Origin of the sequence: Mesotoga sp. BH458_6_3_2_1 (assembly GCF_003664995.1) — a bacterium.
Lineage (GTDB): Bacteria > Thermotogota > Thermotogae > Petrotogales > Kosmotogaceae > Mesotoga.
In genome coordinates this window covers 237,359-252,067 of the sequence record NZ_JFHL01000002.1, presented here as the reverse complement: position 1 = coordinate 252,067, position 14,709 = coordinate 237,359, and the positions used below count along the sequence as shown (strand labels likewise).

At 44.5% G+C, this 14,709-nt stretch carries 15 protein-coding genes; 4 read left to right on the top strand and 11 right to left on the bottom strand.

Annotated features, from left to right (window positions below; genetic code table 11):
* Positions 1 to 46: 46 nt before the first annotated feature.
* Positions 47 to 436: a DUF3783 domain-containing protein gene (locus Y697_RS01525; RefSeq protein WP_121549944.1), complete on the top strand. Its 390-nt coding sequence runs from the start codon at positions 47 to 49 to the stop codon at positions 434 to 436.
* An 82-nt stretch (positions 437 to 518) separates the two neighbouring features.
* On the top strand, positions 519 to 1,268 hold the full coding sequence (locus Y697_RS01520; protein ID WP_259462260.1) for an N-acetyltransferase: 750 nt from the start codon (positions 519 to 521) through the stop codon (positions 1,266 to 1,268).
* A gap of 6 nt (positions 1,269 to 1,274) precedes the next feature.
* Here the strand turns inward: Y697_RS01520 and Y697_RS01515 are convergent, their stop codons facing one another.
* The 11 genes from Y697_RS01515 to rpmB all read right to left on the bottom strand — a co-directional run bounded on the left by Y697_RS01515 (position 1,275) and on the right by rpmB (position 13,119).
* Positions 1,275 to 2,225, bottom strand: a complete 951-nt coding sequence (locus Y697_RS01515; RefSeq protein WP_259462259.1) for a cyclic nucleotide-binding domain-containing protein — start codon at positions 2,223 to 2,225, stop codon at positions 1,275 to 1,277.
* A gap of 142 nt (positions 2,226 to 2,367) precedes the next feature.
* Positions 2,368 to 3,597, bottom strand: coding sequence for an acetate/propionate family kinase (locus Y697_RS01510; protein WP_121549942.1), 1,230 nt, complete (start codon positions 3,595 to 3,597; stop codon positions 2,368 to 2,370).
* Between the two features lie 13 nt (positions 3,598 to 3,610).
* Entirely contained in the window at positions 3,611 to 4,555 is a 945-nt protein-coding gene (gene fba / locus Y697_RS01505) for a class II fructose-1,6-bisphosphate aldolase (RefSeq protein ID WP_121549941.1), read from the bottom strand.
* A gap of 63 nt (positions 4,556 to 4,618) precedes the next feature.
* On the bottom strand, positions 4,619 to 5,638 hold the full coding sequence (dprA, locus tag Y697_RS01500; RefSeq protein WP_121549940.1) for a DNA-processing protein DprA: 1,020 nt from the start codon (positions 5,636 to 5,638) through the stop codon (positions 4,619 to 4,621).
* The gene (gene hslU, locus Y697_RS01495; protein WP_121549939.1) at positions 5,638 to 7,026 is read right to left on the bottom strand and encodes an ATP-dependent protease ATPase subunit HslU; all 1,389 of its coding nucleotides are present in this window, start codon (positions 7,024 to 7,026) and stop codon (positions 5,638 to 5,640) included. The genes dprA and hslU overlap by 1 nt, the downstream gene beginning before the upstream one ends.
* Entirely contained in the window at positions 7,023 to 7,571 is a 549-nt protein-coding gene (gene hslV, locus Y697_RS01490; RefSeq protein ID WP_121549938.1) for an ATP-dependent protease subunit HslV, read from the bottom strand. The genes hslU and hslV overlap by 4 nt, the downstream gene beginning before the upstream one ends.
* Positions 7,572 to 7,573: 2 nt before the next feature.
* Positions 7,574 to 8,485, bottom strand: a complete 912-nt coding sequence (locus Y697_RS01485) for a D-alanine--D-alanine ligase (protein WP_121549937.1) — start codon at positions 8,483 to 8,485, stop codon at positions 7,574 to 7,576.
* On the bottom strand, positions 8,485 to 10,704 hold the full coding sequence (gene topA / locus Y697_RS01480) for a type I DNA topoisomerase (protein WP_121549936.1): 2,220 nt from the start codon (positions 10,702 to 10,704) through the stop codon (positions 8,485 to 8,487). Before topA ends, Y697_RS01485 begins: the two co-directional genes overlap by 1 nt.
* An 18-nt stretch (positions 10,705 to 10,722) precedes the next feature.
* Positions 10,723 to 11,775 carry a 3'-5' exoribonuclease YhaM family protein gene (locus Y697_RS01475; protein ID WP_121549935.1) on the bottom strand — a complete coding sequence of 351 codons (1,053 nt, stop codon included), beginning with the start codon at positions 11,773 to 11,775 and terminating at the stop codon, positions 10,723 to 10,725.
* Entirely contained in the window at positions 11,775 to 12,884 is a 1,110-nt protein-coding gene (gene alr / locus Y697_RS01470) for an alanine racemase (protein ID WP_121549934.1), read from the bottom strand. Before alr ends, Y697_RS01475 begins: the two co-directional genes overlap by 1 nt.
* 43 nt (positions 12,885 to 12,927) lie before the next feature.
* Positions 12,928 to 13,119, bottom strand: coding sequence for a 50S ribosomal protein L28 (gene rpmB / locus Y697_RS01465; protein WP_121549933.1), 192 nt, complete (start codon positions 13,117 to 13,119; stop codon positions 12,928 to 12,930).
* Positions 13,120 to 13,253: 134 nt separating this feature from the next.
* Between rpmB and Y697_RS01460 the strand changes: the two genes are divergently transcribed.
* Complete coding sequence (locus Y697_RS01460; RefSeq protein WP_121549932.1) at positions 13,254 to 13,628, top strand: antibiotic resistance protein VanZ; 375 nt, start codon at positions 13,254 to 13,256, stop codon at positions 13,626 to 13,628.
* Positions 13,629 to 13,734: 106 nt separating this feature from the next.
* Entirely contained in the window at positions 13,735 to 14,697 is a 963-nt protein-coding gene (locus tag Y697_RS01455; protein ID WP_121549931.1) for a hypothetical protein, read from the top strand.
* The last annotated feature ends 12 nt before the right edge of the window (positions 14,698 to 14,709 follow it).

Sequence of the window (14,709 nt, the reverse complement as noted above, 5' to 3'; positions counted from 1 at the left end):
GCGAAAGCAAATTCCGACTGTGCTAAAATTGCTTCGAGGTGATTGAATGAGAAAGCCAGAATCTGGACGCTCGGTCCTTCTTTACTGTGATGAAGAGTTAACGTCTTTGGTTCGGAGTTCCTTGAATAATGTCACTGTTATTGATTGTATTGGAATGGAGAATAGCACCTTGAGAGAGATCCTGGAAAAGGAAGCTGTCAGTCAGAATGGCAGAGCAAAAAATCGAGAACACTTATGTTATGCGATCTTCAACGGATTTGAAAATAGTACTATTGGAAGCACAATCAAAGAGATTCGTCGGCTTTTGCAGAAAGAATGTGTATTCGCTACCACGACTGAATCAAATCTGAACTGGAAACTGGAAGACTTGCTGGCAGAACTGACCGAAGAACATGACTACTTCAAGAAGGTGAGGCGAGTTGAGCTTGAAGAATAATTCTTTCCAAAAACTTCATGAATTTTCAAAAGTGGAAATTGTGAACCTTTTGAATCTGATCTTTTCAGACTATGTTCTTAGAATGCACTGGACTCTAGAGAGCTTCGAAAAGGATGTCAGAGAGAACAACATCTCTCTATCGGATTCATTCGTCTCAACTATAGAGGGGAGAAATGCCGGAGCAGTATTGCTGAGCTTCAGAGAGAAGAGAGCAAGAATTGACCTGATGGGAGTTACTCCATCCTTTAGAAGAGGGGGAGTTGGCTTCAGGTTGGTTGATGAAGCAGTAAGGATTGCCAAGTGGAAGGGTTGCGAACAAATAGTCCTTGAAGTCCCTGAAAAGGACAACAGAGCGATCAGTTTCTACGAGAAGTTTGGATTCAGACAAAAGCGCAGCCTTACAACCTTCTTCATCAGAAACCCTGGAACAAAGGGTTTCTCACTGAGAGACTCGGATTCAGGAAGAATAATAGAATGTGCTCTCTTTGTGATGGACAGATTCAAGCGAAATCCTGAATGGGAAAGAGAGCCCACGGGATTCAATCATCTCGAGCAATATACCTTCAACTCTGTCATTAATGAAGCCGGGAAAGAAATCGCCTACTGCATCTGGCAGGAAAGGGATTCAGTATTCTATGTGAGGGACGCGGGACCGACTAAAGACTTTTCCTTCAAGGAGACAATAGGCGGTCTGTGTGGAATTGCAAAAGATAGAGGACTCACCCCTTTGTTTCCTACGGTGCCAGAAGAAGATCCCCTGTTTCTGGAAGCCCAGTCTTTTGAACCTGAGATCCTCCTCAAGCAAAGCGAGATGACTTTCAAAATTCACTGAAAGAACTCAGTAAGCGCCGGTCTGTCTCATGTATCCTAGAATGTATTCGACCATCTTGAATCCATCTTGAGGTGACTTGTTTATCAAGTTCTGAACGAGTCTATTTCTGTCCACCAGTATGTACTCCGATTTTCCTTTGGCAATTACAGTTGCATCCCATTTGCTCTTCGAAAGAAGCTGAACCTCGCCAATGGAATTTGGAGACCTAAGAGAAAAAAGCACCGAATCCTCGTCACCGCGCCTTTTCAGAAGAATCATCTCTCCCCTCAGAAGGAAGATGGCACTTCCACACTTTCTGCCCTCTTCAACCACGATTTGATCTGAAGATACTTTCCGAACTCTTCGCGAATCTGCTCTCAATATCCTGAAGAGATCTGCGCTGTAGTCTGGACCGTTATATAAAAGCTTGAAGCCAGATTCATAAAGGCCCATGTTGCAGACGAAGAATCTCGCTATCTTAGAGATCTCATCTTCTTCGCTCTCCAGAATCTCCATTATTGTTGACAAAGCCTCTTCTAAAATGCTGTTCAAGAAGCAGCTAACCGAATAGAACATCTTCACGGGTCTCGATAAAGGAGAGTTCTTGTACTGATCGAGATAACTCTTCAAAACCTCTTGAGCGGCCGGATAGTCCTTCCTCTCAATTAGCTTAATGCCCTTCCTGTAAAGGGATTTCTCACCAAAAAGCAGTGGGGGAAATTCTCTAAGCCACTGCTGCTTCCTGGAGATGATTGTGTAAATCAGATCCTCCAGATCACACGCCTTCTTTCGAGGATAAAGTTTCAGCTCTTCTTCAATATCGAAGAAAAACCTTTCTAGTCTTGAAGGCCTTGAGATTAGATACTCCTTCAACTCATCTTTGTCGCCAACAAGAATTGAAGAATCACCCACGGAAAGAAGATCTCCACTGTGCTCTCCACCAACTATAGAAAGCGGGTCAGCGAGATCTCCCTCCATGTAAACCCTGTCTTCAGAATCTGATCCCTTGAGGATGAGACCGCCAGACGATACTATGTAGTAAGCATCAGCCTTTTCACCACAGACGGCGAGCTTGGTATCACCCTCTAATACTATCTCCTTTATGACCCTTCATCACCTTTCACTCTTCCCAGAGTTTCAGTTCCTTCAATCCTTCTTTGACAATTTTACGTGTGTCCCTTGAAATGACCAGTTCTTCATTTGTAGGGATCACGAAAACTCCGACTCTTGAATCTTCTGTAGAAATAACCATTTCCTTCCCTCTAACTTTGTTCTTTTCCTCATCTATTGTTATACCAAGATAACCAAGATACTTATTGATAATATTGGCTCTCAGGTATGGGCTGTTTTCTCCCACTCCTGCCGTGAAGACAATCGCATCGACTCCATTCATCGCAGCCGCGTATGCTCCAATATACTTTGCCAATCTGTACTCATAGACGTCATGAGCCCTCTTACATACAGGCTCGTCCTTCATCGCCAGATCCTCTATATCCCTCATATCACTGAACTGTCGGTCTGTAAGTCCATACATACCGCTTTCCTTATTTAGCAGACTGTTGACTTCTCCTGCAGATAGGCCTTCTTGCTCCTGTAAGAAAGGAACGATTGCGGGATCAATGTCGCCAGACCGGGTCCCCATAACCAGTCCTTCCAGAGGTGTGAAGCCCATTGAGGTATCCACAGATCTACCGTTCTTTACCGCCGCGACAGATGCGCCGTTGCCTATATGGGCAGTAATTATTTTAAGGGATTTCAACGGTTTGCCTAGCAAGGAAGCGGCCCTTTCTGCAACATATCTGTGACTTGTGCCGTGGAAACCATATCTTCTTATCCTGTATTTTCTGTAGAGCTCATAGGGTAATGCATATAAATATGATGATTCAGGCATGGATTGATGAAACGCAGTGTCGAAAACTCCGACATGGGGTACGGACGGGAGTATCTTCTTCGCCGCCACTATTCCTTCAATATTCGCTGGATTATGAAGAGGGGCAAGGAAATTGTTTGCCTCGATTTCCCTTACAACTTCATCGTCAATGAGAACCGAAGAAGCGAATCTTTCTCCTCCATGAACGACACGATGGCCAACTGCCTCAATTTCATCTATGTTCTTCACAACACCTGTCTCTTCAGCCTGCAATACATTGATTATTAGTTCTAGCCCCTCAGTGTGATCGGCAATATCCTTCTCAAACTCAAATTTCTTGTCGCCCTTTTTGTGAGATAGTTTTGATCCAGATATGCCAATTCTTTCGAGCAAGCCTTTGGCCATTACATTTTCACTTGCGGCATCCAGAAGCTGGTACTTGATTGAGGAAGAGCCGCAATTGATTACAAGAATCTTCATTTGACACCCCCGTCTATGCTTTATTAGAACAACCTAGAAGTCTCAACCTGGCTTTTATCACATTCTTTACTAATTCCTTCGGTGTCTTGAAGTATTTTCTCGGATCGAATTCACCGGGATTCTTTGCAAGAAACTCTCTTAATGAAGCAATGAAGGCCATTCTCAAATCTGTATCAGTATTTACTTTGTTTATTCCAAACCTAACGGATTCAGCCAGAATCTCCCCCGGAACACCCTTGGCCCCTTTGAAATCGGCCCCATATTCTTCAGCGAGGTTCTTTACCTCTTCAGGAACACTGGAAGCCCCATGAAGAACAAGCGGAAGATCAGTAAGTTCCTTCACTTTCTTGAGCCTTTCAAAGTCAAGCTTTGCTTCTCCTTTGAACTTGAAGGCACCGTGACTCGTACCAATAGCCGGCGCAAGAAAATCAATTTCAGTCTCTTCGACAAACCGTTTCGCCTCATCCGGATCAACAAGTGCTGCCTCGTGAGATTCGACCACAACGTTGTCTTCTATTCCAACCAACCTGCCCAATTCTGCTTCAACCGATACCCCCAGACTGTGGGCGATCTCCACTATCTTCTTAGTCTCTTTCACATTCTTTTCAAACGGATACTCCGAAGCATCAATCATTACTGATGAATAACCCGACTGAATTGCAGCCATAAGAATATCGAAGTTCTTTCCATGGTCAACATGAAGTGAAACAGGAATTTCCACTGTATCGGCATAGCCTTTCACCATTGAAACAAATAATCTCGCTCCAAGTTTAGCATCCCCATTTCCCGCGTACTTAATTGCTCCTTCAGAGGTCTCTATTATCACTGGAGAACGCTCTTCAACTCCGGCATCAATAATTGCCTGAAGAAACTCAAGATTGTTAATATTCAGAGCCGGTACAGCATAAAATCCTTTATTTGCTTTCTCCAGTATTTCCTTGGTATTTACGTACGGCATTTTCTCCCCTCCAATCTCGTTTCAACATCTACATTTCATCAAGATTATACCAGCTCAAATCCACTAAGTTCTATTCCAACGCCCGTTTTCCTCGTAAACGTAACCTCCCAATTGCAGATTTGTCAGTTCAACAATCAGATCCTTGCTCGATAAGTTTGCTCTCAGAAGGAGTTCTTCGAAAGTAAGAGAACCGTCTCCCAGAACTTCCAGAACTTGTGATTCTATTCTTTCTTTGGAAACCTCGCGCATGAGTATCTCGGGAAACTCTTCCACTATGTCTTTGCATTCGGAAACCAGTTTCGCTCCGTTCTTAATCAGCCAATTAGTCCCTTCTGAGTTTCTCCTACTTATGTCCCCTGGAATAGCGAAGACATCTCTTCCGTTCTCTATAGCAAGTCTCGCTGTAATCAAAGAACCGCTTCTCAGAGTAGCCTGCACTACAAAAACCGCTCTAGATAAGCCGGCAATGATTCTATTTCTCCTTGGGAAGTTATGTTTTAGCGGAGGAGTTCCGGGAAGATACTCAGAAAGGACACAGCCTCTTTCCATCACCAATCTTATAAGTTGTCTGTTGGTTGCGGGATAAGCAATATCGATCCCCGTTCCAAGTATCCCCACTGTTGAACCGCTGCCTTCGAGAGCTCCTAGATGGGCTTGTGCATCGATTCCGACGGCGAGACCACTGACTATCGTAATACCGGTTTCGGAAAGTGATCTGGAGTATTCCTTCGCAATCGAGACACCATACCTGTCTGCTTTTCTGGAACCCACAACGGCTAGAATACTCTGCGAATTGATGAGCGAAAGCTCTCCTTCATAGAACAGAACAGCAGGCGGTTCAAATATGTTTCTGAGGGCATCGGGATATTGTTCATCATTGAAAGTAATGAAGTTCCTGTATTTCGAAATGGTTTTTACCACGGAAGAAAAATTCTTGCAGTAATTCTTCAATTTGCTTCTGCTGAGATCTATTTGCGAATGAAATAGTTGAGAGCTACTAAGCCCCACGCTCTCTATCTTACACATCTCAGAAGGTACGAAATCACCAGAAAGAGCTATTGCAGCATATTCTGTTCTTTCCATTACAGTATGAAAGCGCTTAAGTCCTCATCGGCAGCTATCTCGCCGATCTTGTCATTAACGTACTTCCTGTTCACTATGAGTTCTTCTGGAACTTCTGGTGCGTTGAATGAAGTCTCCTCGAGAACCTTTTCAACTACCGTGTAAAGCCTTCTCGCTCCAATGTTTTCGATCTTCTCATTCAGATTGTGAGAAACCCTGGCTATCTCTCTCAAACCGTCCTCTTCAAAAACCACTCTTACCCCTTCGGTTTCCAGCAACGCAGCATACTGCTTTGTTATAGCATTCTTAGGTTCGACTAGAATCCTCAAAAAATCCTTCTGAGTAAGGGCATCAAGTTCAACTCTTATTGGAAACCTCCCCTGAAACTCCGGAATCAAATCAGACGGCTTCGCAGTATGGAAGGCTCCCGCCGCAATGAATAGTATGTAGTCAGTTCTTATCTGCCCGTGTTTAGTAGTAACGGTCGTTCCTTCGATAATCGGTAGAAGATCTCTTTGAACGCCTTCCCTTGAGACATCAGGTCCGTGGGAACCACTTCTGAATGTGATCTTATCAATTTCGTCTACGAAAACTATTCCGCGATTCTGCACTCTTTCAATCGCTTCCGCCACAACTTTATCCATATCAAGAAGCTTCTCTGCTTCCAAAGGCAGAAGAGTTCTTCTAGCATCGGCGATTCTCATTCTGCGCCTCTTTGTCTTTTTCGGTACCATTCCTCCCAGAACTCCCGACATGTCTATTCCCATATCCTCCATTCCAGGAATCATTATCATTGGTTGACTATGGTCTTCGACTTCGATCTCAATTTCCAGTTCTTCGAGATCTCCACTTCTCAGACGTTCTCTGTAGTCTTCCCTGCGGCTTCTTATTCTATCGATTTCTTCCTGACTGGGTTTTGGCTGCTGCTGACCTTGGAAAAGCTCAAGAATGTTCCTTGCACCACTTCCCTTACTCTGTGGCCCGGGAACAAGAGATTCGAGGATTCTCTCTTCTACTTGATAAGTTGCTTTACCCTCTACTTCACTCATTTTTTCCTGTTTGACCATGTTGACACCGACTTCAACGAGTTCCCTTATTATCGACTCAACGTTTTTACCCACGTAACCCACTTCAGTAAACCTAGTTGCCTCAACCTTAGTAAAAGGAGAACCAGTGAGTTCTGCCAGCCTTCTTGCTATCTCGGTCTTCCCTACTCCCGTGGGACCCATCATAAGTATGTTCTTTGGTATGACGTCTTTTCTCATCTCTTCCGGAAGCTTCTGCCTTCGAATTCTATTTCTCATCGCAACAGCAACTGCCCTCTTGGCCTTTTCCTGTCCAACTATGTATTTGTCTAGTTCCTCGACAATTCTTTTCGGAGTCAAGTCGTCCAATTCTTCTCTATTCATTGCTTTTCTCCTCCAAGTGTTTCCAGAGTGAATTTCGTGTTCGTATAAATGCAGATTTCGCTGGCAATCTCCATCGCTTTCGTCGCTATCTCTTCCGCCTCAAGACTACTGTATCTTATTAGTGCCCTTGCAGCTGCGAGGGCGTAGGAGCCACCAGATCCTATAGCAAGAACATCTCCATCTGGTTCTATAACTTCCCCGTTGCCCGATACCAGAAGAATGCTATCCTTGTCGGCAACCAAAAGAAGTGCCTGAAGATTTCTAAGGACCTTGTTTGTCCTCCACTCTTTGGCTAGGTTTACGGCCGCTCTTTTAAGATTCGCGTTGACTTCCCTCAATTTCTCTTCAAATTTCTCAAAAAGGGTCATTGCATCGGCCACAGAACCTGCAAAACCTGCCAAAACCGAACCGTCGCCAAGTTTTCTGACCTTCCTGGCTGTTCCTTTCATAACGGTATCTCCGATCGTGATCTGACCATCTCCTATCATGACCGTCTTCTCATTTTTCCTAAGAACAAGTATGGTCGTTCCGTGAATATCCTGCATGATTACCTCCTGTTCCTTCTTTCAGCTACCTCAACCACGCCGCCGACAACATCTTCGATACTCATTCCCACTGCCCTCGCAGACATTGGAAGATCGCTTAAGTCAGTCATTCCGGGTATGGTATTTACTTCAAGAAAGTAAAACGTGTCTTCCCTGAGTATACCGTCGATCCTCGAAAGATCACGGCAACCTAGAAGCTGGTATATGGCGACCGACTTCTCGATGATCGCTTTTTGAACACTCTCTTCTAAAGGAGCAGGTACCACAAAGTCTGTAAATCCCGCTATGTACTTAGCTTCATAGTCATAGAAACGCTTCTTGGGTCTGATCTCAAGAATTGGAAGCACTACAGGACCCTCTTTAGAATCGATTACCGATACTGTCACTTCTCTTCCCGCGATATGTTCTTCTAGAAGAAGAGAATCGTAAGCGGCTAGCAGTTCTCCGGTTCTCTCCTCAAGAATCGATTGATCATCGCAGATGTAAACCCCTATGCTGGATCCTTCTCTCACAGGCTTTATAACGCACGGGAATATCTCCCACCCCTCAACGTCTTTTACCCTTTCAACTCTCTTCCATACTGGCAGGTCTGCAGTTCCATCGACCAGTCTGTAGGTAATCTCCTTATCAAAGCAAATCGCACTCGTTATTGAGTCGGAACCGGTATAAGGAAGACCCGCAAGTTCCAGCATGCCTTGAATAGTCCCGTCTTCGCCAAACTTGCCGTGGAGAGCAAGGAAAAAGAGATCGGTCTTCACTTCAAGGAGGTCGGCAATTGTGTCTCTCTTAAGATCAAACGGCAAAACCTCAACTCCTAACCTTTCCAGAGACTTGGCAATGTTTATTCCACTCTTGATTGACACATCTCTCTCGTTTGAAAAACCGCCGTAGACAACCGCAACTTTCTTGGTCATCAACCTTCCTCCATTTCGAACTCTTTCTTGCACTTTTCGCAGTAATGGACCTTTTTTCCTCCCCGCTTGATTTTGAGAAAGAGACGAGAATCACAGATTTCGCATTTCTCCTTTGCGGGCTCATTCCAGTAAAGCTCTCCACATTCTGAACACTTGTAGTAATTCTTACCTTTCTTGCTACGGAGTTTCTCAACCACCCCTCCGCACTTGGGACATGGGGCGTCTATTCTCACGTTTCTTGTGTACTTGCATTTCGGGTAAGCCGAGCATGCGATGAACTCACCGTACCTGCCCTTTCTCTTAACAAGAGCGGAACCACATTCCGGACACTTCTCATCTATCTCCACTTCCATTTTCTGATTGGCTGCAACATCCTTCAACAAGACTTTCCCGTCTATCACGCAGGTGAAAGAGGTCATATCGACAGATTCGTTCTTTTCACATGATTGACACTTCAAATACCCGCCATACCTTCCGAAGACTATCTTGAAATTGCCGCCACAAGAGCATTCTTTGTCTGTCAGGAACTCAATTCTAAGCTCCCCCTTCTTGATCTTCTTATCAATCTGATCCAGATCCGTCTTGAAGCCGCCATAGAAGCCCTGGACAACATCTTGCCACTTCTTGGCACCATTTTCTACATCGTCAAGTTCTTCCTCCATGTTTGCGGTAAAATTCATGTCAACGACATCAGGAAAATAATCATTGAGAAACTCATTTACAATCGAACCTAGTAGTGTTGGCCTTAACTCTCTGGACTGTCGAAGTACGTATTTTCTGTCTAGTAGTGTGGAGATAATTGTCGCATAAGTTGAGGGACGACCGATTCCTCTCTTCTCGAGTTCTTTTACTAGAGAAGCTTCGCTAAATCTGGAGGGCGGTTTGGTTGTATCTTCCTCGAATTCTATCTTAGAAGGCTTGATCTCTTCACACTTCTTGTAATCGCGACCAATCTCACTCTTCGATGATCTCGAGATAATTCTTTCAAAGCCATCGAACAGTCTTCGTTCACCGGTTAAGCTGAGTATATACTTCTTGTTCTCGTCTTCTAGCTGTACATCTGTCACTGCATATTCTGCACTAGCCATCTGAGAAGCGATGAACCTGTTCCAAATAAGCGTGTAAAGCCTCAGATTATCACCGGATATAAGCTTCTTAGCTGTCTCCGGATCGTTTTCGGGATAGGTGGGCCTTATCGCTTCATGTGCATCCTGAATCTTCTTGCCCTTCCCGGCAGATCGTACCGAACCAACGTATTCCTTTCCAAATTTTCTAGTGACGATCTCTACAGCCTTTTCTCTCGCCACGCTAGAAATTCTAGTAGAGTCAGTTCTCATGTATGTTATAAAGGCTATCTGGCCCTTATCAGTTTCTATTCCTTCATATAGTTGCTGTGCAATCTTCATCGTCTTGCTCGCACTCCACCCGAGCTCGCCAATCGCGCCTTGCTGAAGAGTTGATGTAATGAAAGGCATCGGAGCATTTCTTTTCGAAGTACGCTTTCTGACATCTTTTACACGGAGATTGGCCTTTGAGAGCTCATGTACTACCTCGTCTCTCTTCTCTTCGCTTGTTATAGATTTATTGTTAAACTTCTTGCCATCAATCTGCGAAAGAGAGAATCGATCTTCGCCGACCTGGGCAAAGATTTTGAAGAATTTATGTGGTACGAAGACAGCGATCTTCTTCTCAAGCTCGACCATGAACTTCAAGGCTACAGACTGAACTCTTCCGGCACTCAATCCCTTTGTCATCGTTCTCCAGAGAATTGGACTAATTTTATAACCCACAATTCTGTCGAGAACTCTCCTGGCTACCTGAGCCTCGACTTTCGACATGTCTATTTCTCTCGGATCCAGTATTGCACTTTTTATTGCCGATTCAGTAATCTCATTGAAGACTATTCTATTCTTTTCGTTTTGAGGAAGACCCAGAAGCTCAGAAATATGCCATGCGATTGCTTCGCCTTCGCGGTCAAGGTCAGAAGCAAGAAAGACTTTCTTGCCTTTTGATTTCTTCGCGAGTTCTTGAACTACCTTCTCTTTACCTTTCAAAACCTCATATGTCGGCTCAAAGGTATCAGGATTCAATCCCAAATTCGATTCTGGCAGATCTCTGACGTGTCCCTTGGAAGCGGTAACTTCGTAGTTCTTTCCTAAGAATCTACCAATTGTCTTCGCCTTCGCTGGCGATTCAACGATTACAAGCTTGTCTGGCAAGATATCACTCCTACTTCTTCAGTCGCCCGATCTTCGATTCTTCATGAATACTCTTCTATTCAGGAACCGGTCATAGTTGCTCCAGGAAGACGTAGAACCATTGAACTCTCTCTCTTCTATCTCTCGAAACTGGGCAACCTTAGAATCCAAATCATCGGCCATGTGAAGGACAATCGCTTCGGTCGTTTTTGGAATAACTGGAGAACCCCACTCCATCTCTCCATGATGAGAAAGAAGAAGATGTTTGATCTCCGTTTGAAGATAACGCGGAAAACCCTGAATCTTAGAAATGGCTCTGCCAATCATCTCTATGCCCATCGCGATATGCCCGACCAGTTCACCGTCATTGGTCCTGTCAATTCCTGACGGAGTGACAGCGTATTCGTATACTTTGCCAACATCATGCAATAAGGCGCCGGCTATCAAGAGATCTTTGTCTACGGACTCATTGTACTTAACTGCGAAAAAGGCACACAGTTCTGCAACTGACATTGTATGTTCCAGAAGGCCTCCCTTATACGCGTGATGAACCTTTGACGCAGCGGGTGAGATTATGAACTTCTCGATGAATTTCTTGTCGTTCTCAAACATCTCTTTGAGCAGTGTCCTTATGTACTGGTCACTGATACTGTTGATAAAACTGAGAAGATCATCGTACATCTGGGGGATATCCTTCGTTGTTACAGCCATAAACCTTTCGGGATCGTATTGTCCTATCTCAAGAACTTGAATCCCTTCCGAATCAAGGTTAAGCTGCTGCCTGTCTTCATAAACAACTACACGAGCCGAAACTCTTACAACAGTTCCCTGTTCCAAAGCGCTGTCGTTCTGCTCAGCATTGAACCAATCTATAGCCCTAATGGCGCCCGTCTTATCGGAGAGAGTGAGAAGCAAGAATTTCTTCCCATCTCTGGCCTCCTGAATTCTCTTCGAATGCACTTTGAAAACAGACAGCACGGAACTTCCCGGACGAAGATCTGAAACAAAGGGAAATCCATCCTTGTTGGTCTTATCCTGATCAGCATTTATCTGATTCAAAATCTCATTTCCAATAATATCGCGGAGTTTCATCAATTTTCTCCTTTCCGATAGATCCTTGGAACTCTTGAAGAGATCGAGCAGACAACCTCGTAGTTGATGGTGCCGCAAAGATCCGCTATCTCCTCAGCCGTGATTCTCTCCCCTTCCTGAGAACCAATGATAACCACTTCATCTCCTACGGAGAGCTTTCTCTCTATGTGAGAGACATCGACCACAAATTGATCCATGCAAACCCTGCCTAATACCCTGCATCTCTTGCCCGCAATGATAACATAACCCTTGTTTGATAAGAGTCGACTGTAACCATCGGCATAACCAACCGGAATCGTTGCCACCAGCATATCGTGGTTGGCAAGGAAGGTCCTACCATAGCTAACCGAATAACCGGCATGTATCTCCTTCAAATAGGAGATACAAGTCTTCCACTCAAGTATTGGCTTGAGATTATTATCTGCAATAATCGAGGGTTGCAAGCCATAGGTAGCAATTCCCGCTCTCACATAGTCGTATCTCGAGTTGTCGAGAAAAATAGTCCCGGCGCTGTTAGATATGTGAGTTTTGAAACCGCCAAATGGTTTTTTTCCTAAACCTGCCAGGAATCTATCAAAAGAATCTTGCTGCTCAGACACAAAGTCACTCTCTTTCTCATCTGCAGTAGCAAAATGCGTGTACGCGCCAGTGATTCTAATTCCTTTCGAGATGGCCGACTCATATAATCGCAACGAGTCCTCCCACTCCATACCGAGACGCCTCATTCCTGTGTCCACAACAATATGAAAATCGGGAAGCGACACTTCGAGGTCAACAATTTCCTCAAGCTGGCCAAATGAGCAAAGAGTTGGTGTCAAGCCGAATTTCCTGGCGATAGGGATTTCGTGTCTGTCAACATAGTTCAGTATAAGAATTGGCAGATCGACCCCACCTTCTCGAATCTTGATACCTTCTTCAAGAAAAGCGACTGCTAGCTGCTCAATGCCGATATCCCGAGCGGCCCTCGATAACTCCACTGCGCCGTGACCATAAGCGTCAGCTTTCACAACAACCATCAACTTCGCCGGAGATGCTTTCCTTGACAAATAATGAAGATTCTGCATATAAGCAGACAGATCGATCAAAGCGAAGGTCTTTCGACTGTTCATGACATACCTTCTTAGCGAAAAAAGCGCGCCACGCGCGCTCCAGCTATATTGCTCTCGTCACTTTTCCAGCTTTGAGGCACTTCACACAAACTCTTACTCTTTTCACCTCGCCATCAATCATGACGCGTACCTTATGAACATTTGGCTTCCACCAGCGCTTGGTTTTTTTATTTGAGTGGGAGACCATATTTCCTGTAGTTGGTGCCTTTCCACATATTTCGCAAACCTTGGACATGAGTCGTGTCCTCCTCTCAATTTACAATACACTTCATTATAGTAAAGAAAGACCAGCTTTTCAACTCTGGAGTTTTCGGATTCTGGATTCAGCGTCATTGACTTTCCTGTCCGAGGCAAGCATAATCTTGGTTAATGAAGAGACTTCTGCTAATGTTATTGTCAATTATGTATATGGTGGCAACGGTATATTTCTATTTAAAACCAGGAGCACCCAGGTTTGTAGTCGGAAGCGACAAATTTCTCCATTTCGTTGGCTTCTTCTTCGGCGGACTCCTCTTCCTGCTTTGTTCGAAGATTGGAGTGAAAGGGTTCATAAAAATTCCGTTTATCTTGTTCCTCGTTATAGGTCCGATTGTCCTCGAGTTTCTCCAGATTCTATCTCCGTACAGACATTTCGATGCAATCGACATTGTGTTCAATTATTTCGGTTGGATGATTCCCGTACTCATCTTCTTATTCATCCGGCGCCTGCAAATATTTCCGGAAGACAGTAGTTCTAAATCATAACTGAACTGAGTCGAATCATTCCTTCTTCGTGAGAAGTTTCAAAATACATTTATCACAAGGCCGTGATGATATACTTTTTTTGACCATGTGATGGGAGGTGTGTTATTTGGTCGAGAAGAACTTATGGAGTACGGCGTCTTTGATGTTCCTATTTCTTTTCATTTCCTGCCTTTCCCCTTCAGTTATTCTGGCAGATTCGTGGACCATGGACGAACTCCACTATGTCTCCCTTAATGCCACGACATCAGGATTTTCGGGATTGATAGTTGGTACAGTGAATAATTTCGATCTCATGATTTTGAGAGAAGGCACCCTCCTGAGATTTGTACTGGCTGGGCTTGATATTCCCCAATATGACTCGTCAGAGCTCTATAGCAGAAGGCTTCTGTCCTTCTTGAGAAGTACGATTGGACTTCAAGCCGCCGTTCAAAGAGCCTCCTCGTCAGAAGGTACTGCTGCTTACATCTGGATTCAACTCGATGGGGAATCCTATTTGATTCAGTCGATCGTTGTTTCCAGCGGCCTAGGACGAGCAGTTGGCGAAGGAGAAATCGATCTGTCCAATGCTGAAGAGTATGCCTCCAAAAGAGCTCTCGGCATTTGGGACGAAGAGCCGGACGTAGTTAAAGCGACAATCCAGGAAGATGTTCACCAGGCTGAAACAAAGGAATCGCTCCAGAATCATTCCCTGCTTGACGCGAAATTGGTCATATCTGAAATAGATATTTTCGAGAATGGTGAGTACGCGATGATTGTTCTCACTGCCTCAGAGGGTGGGCGTTTCGACGGCTCTACTCTATCAATTGTCTCCAGATCAGAAAGTCGTCTGGATGAAGACCTTTTTTTCTTTGCATCTGAAGGTGTTCTAGAAATGCAGGAACAGCTTAAAATATTCGTTACACTCGATCGATCCCGTCAAGTTACTTTTGATTACGATTATCTATGGGAAAGCTACCTCGATCCCAGAGGCGGTTATATCAGAATCAGAGGTCGAGACGGAATCGAGACTCTCTTCGAATATGAATATGACAGAAGGATAAGTGGCTTCATTGTAACCCCACTCGATTAAGGGAGGCTTTAT

Excerpts from the sequence above, each read along its gene's own strand:
- Y697_RS01525 (WP_121549944.1), top strand. The coding sequence starts at position 47 with ATGAGAAAGCCAGAATCTGGACGCTCGGTCCTTCTTTACTGTGATGAA.
- Y697_RS01520 (WP_259462260.1), top strand. The coding sequence starts at position 519 with ATGCACTGGACTCTAGAGAGCTTCGAAAAGGATGTCAGAGAGAACAAC.
- Y697_RS01515 (WP_259462259.1), bottom strand. The coding sequence starts at position 2,225 with ATGGAGGGAGATCTCGCTGACCCGCTTTCTATAGTTGGTGGAGAGCAC.
- Y697_RS01510 (WP_121549942.1), bottom strand. The coding sequence starts at position 3,597 with ATGAAGATTCTTGTAATCAATTGCGGCTCTTCCTCAATCAAGTACCAG.
- fba (WP_121549941.1), bottom strand. The coding sequence starts at position 4,555 with ATGCCGTACGTAAATACCAAGGAAATACTGGAGAAAGCAAATAAAGGA.
- dprA (WP_121549940.1), bottom strand. The coding sequence starts at position 5,638 with ATGGAAAGAACAGAATATGCTGCAATAGCTCTTTCTGGTGATTTCGTA.
- hslU (WP_121549939.1), bottom strand. The coding sequence starts at position 7,026 with ATGAATAGAGAAGAATTGGACGACTTGACTCCGAAAAGAATTGTCGAG.
- hslV (WP_121549938.1), bottom strand. The coding sequence starts at position 7,571 with ATGCAGGATATTCACGGAACGACCATACTTGTTCTTAGGAAAAATGAG.
- Y697_RS01485 (WP_121549937.1), bottom strand. The coding sequence starts at position 8,485 with ATGACCAAGAAAGTTGCGGTTGTCTACGGCGGTTTTTCAAACGAGAGA.
- Y697_RS01475 (WP_121549935.1), bottom strand. The coding sequence starts at position 11,775 with ATGAAACTCCGCGATATTATTGGAAATGAGATTTTGAATCAGATAAAT.
- alr (WP_121549934.1), bottom strand. The coding sequence starts at position 12,884 with ATGAACAGTCGAAAGACCTTCGCTTTGATCGATCTGTCTGCTTATATG.
- rpmB (WP_121549933.1), bottom strand. The coding sequence starts at position 13,119 with ATGTCCAAGGTTTGCGAAATATGTGGAAAGGCACCAACTACAGGAAAT.
- Y697_RS01460 (WP_121549932.1), top strand. The coding sequence starts at position 13,254 with ATGAAGAGACTTCTGCTAATGTTATTGTCAATTATGTATATGGTGGCA.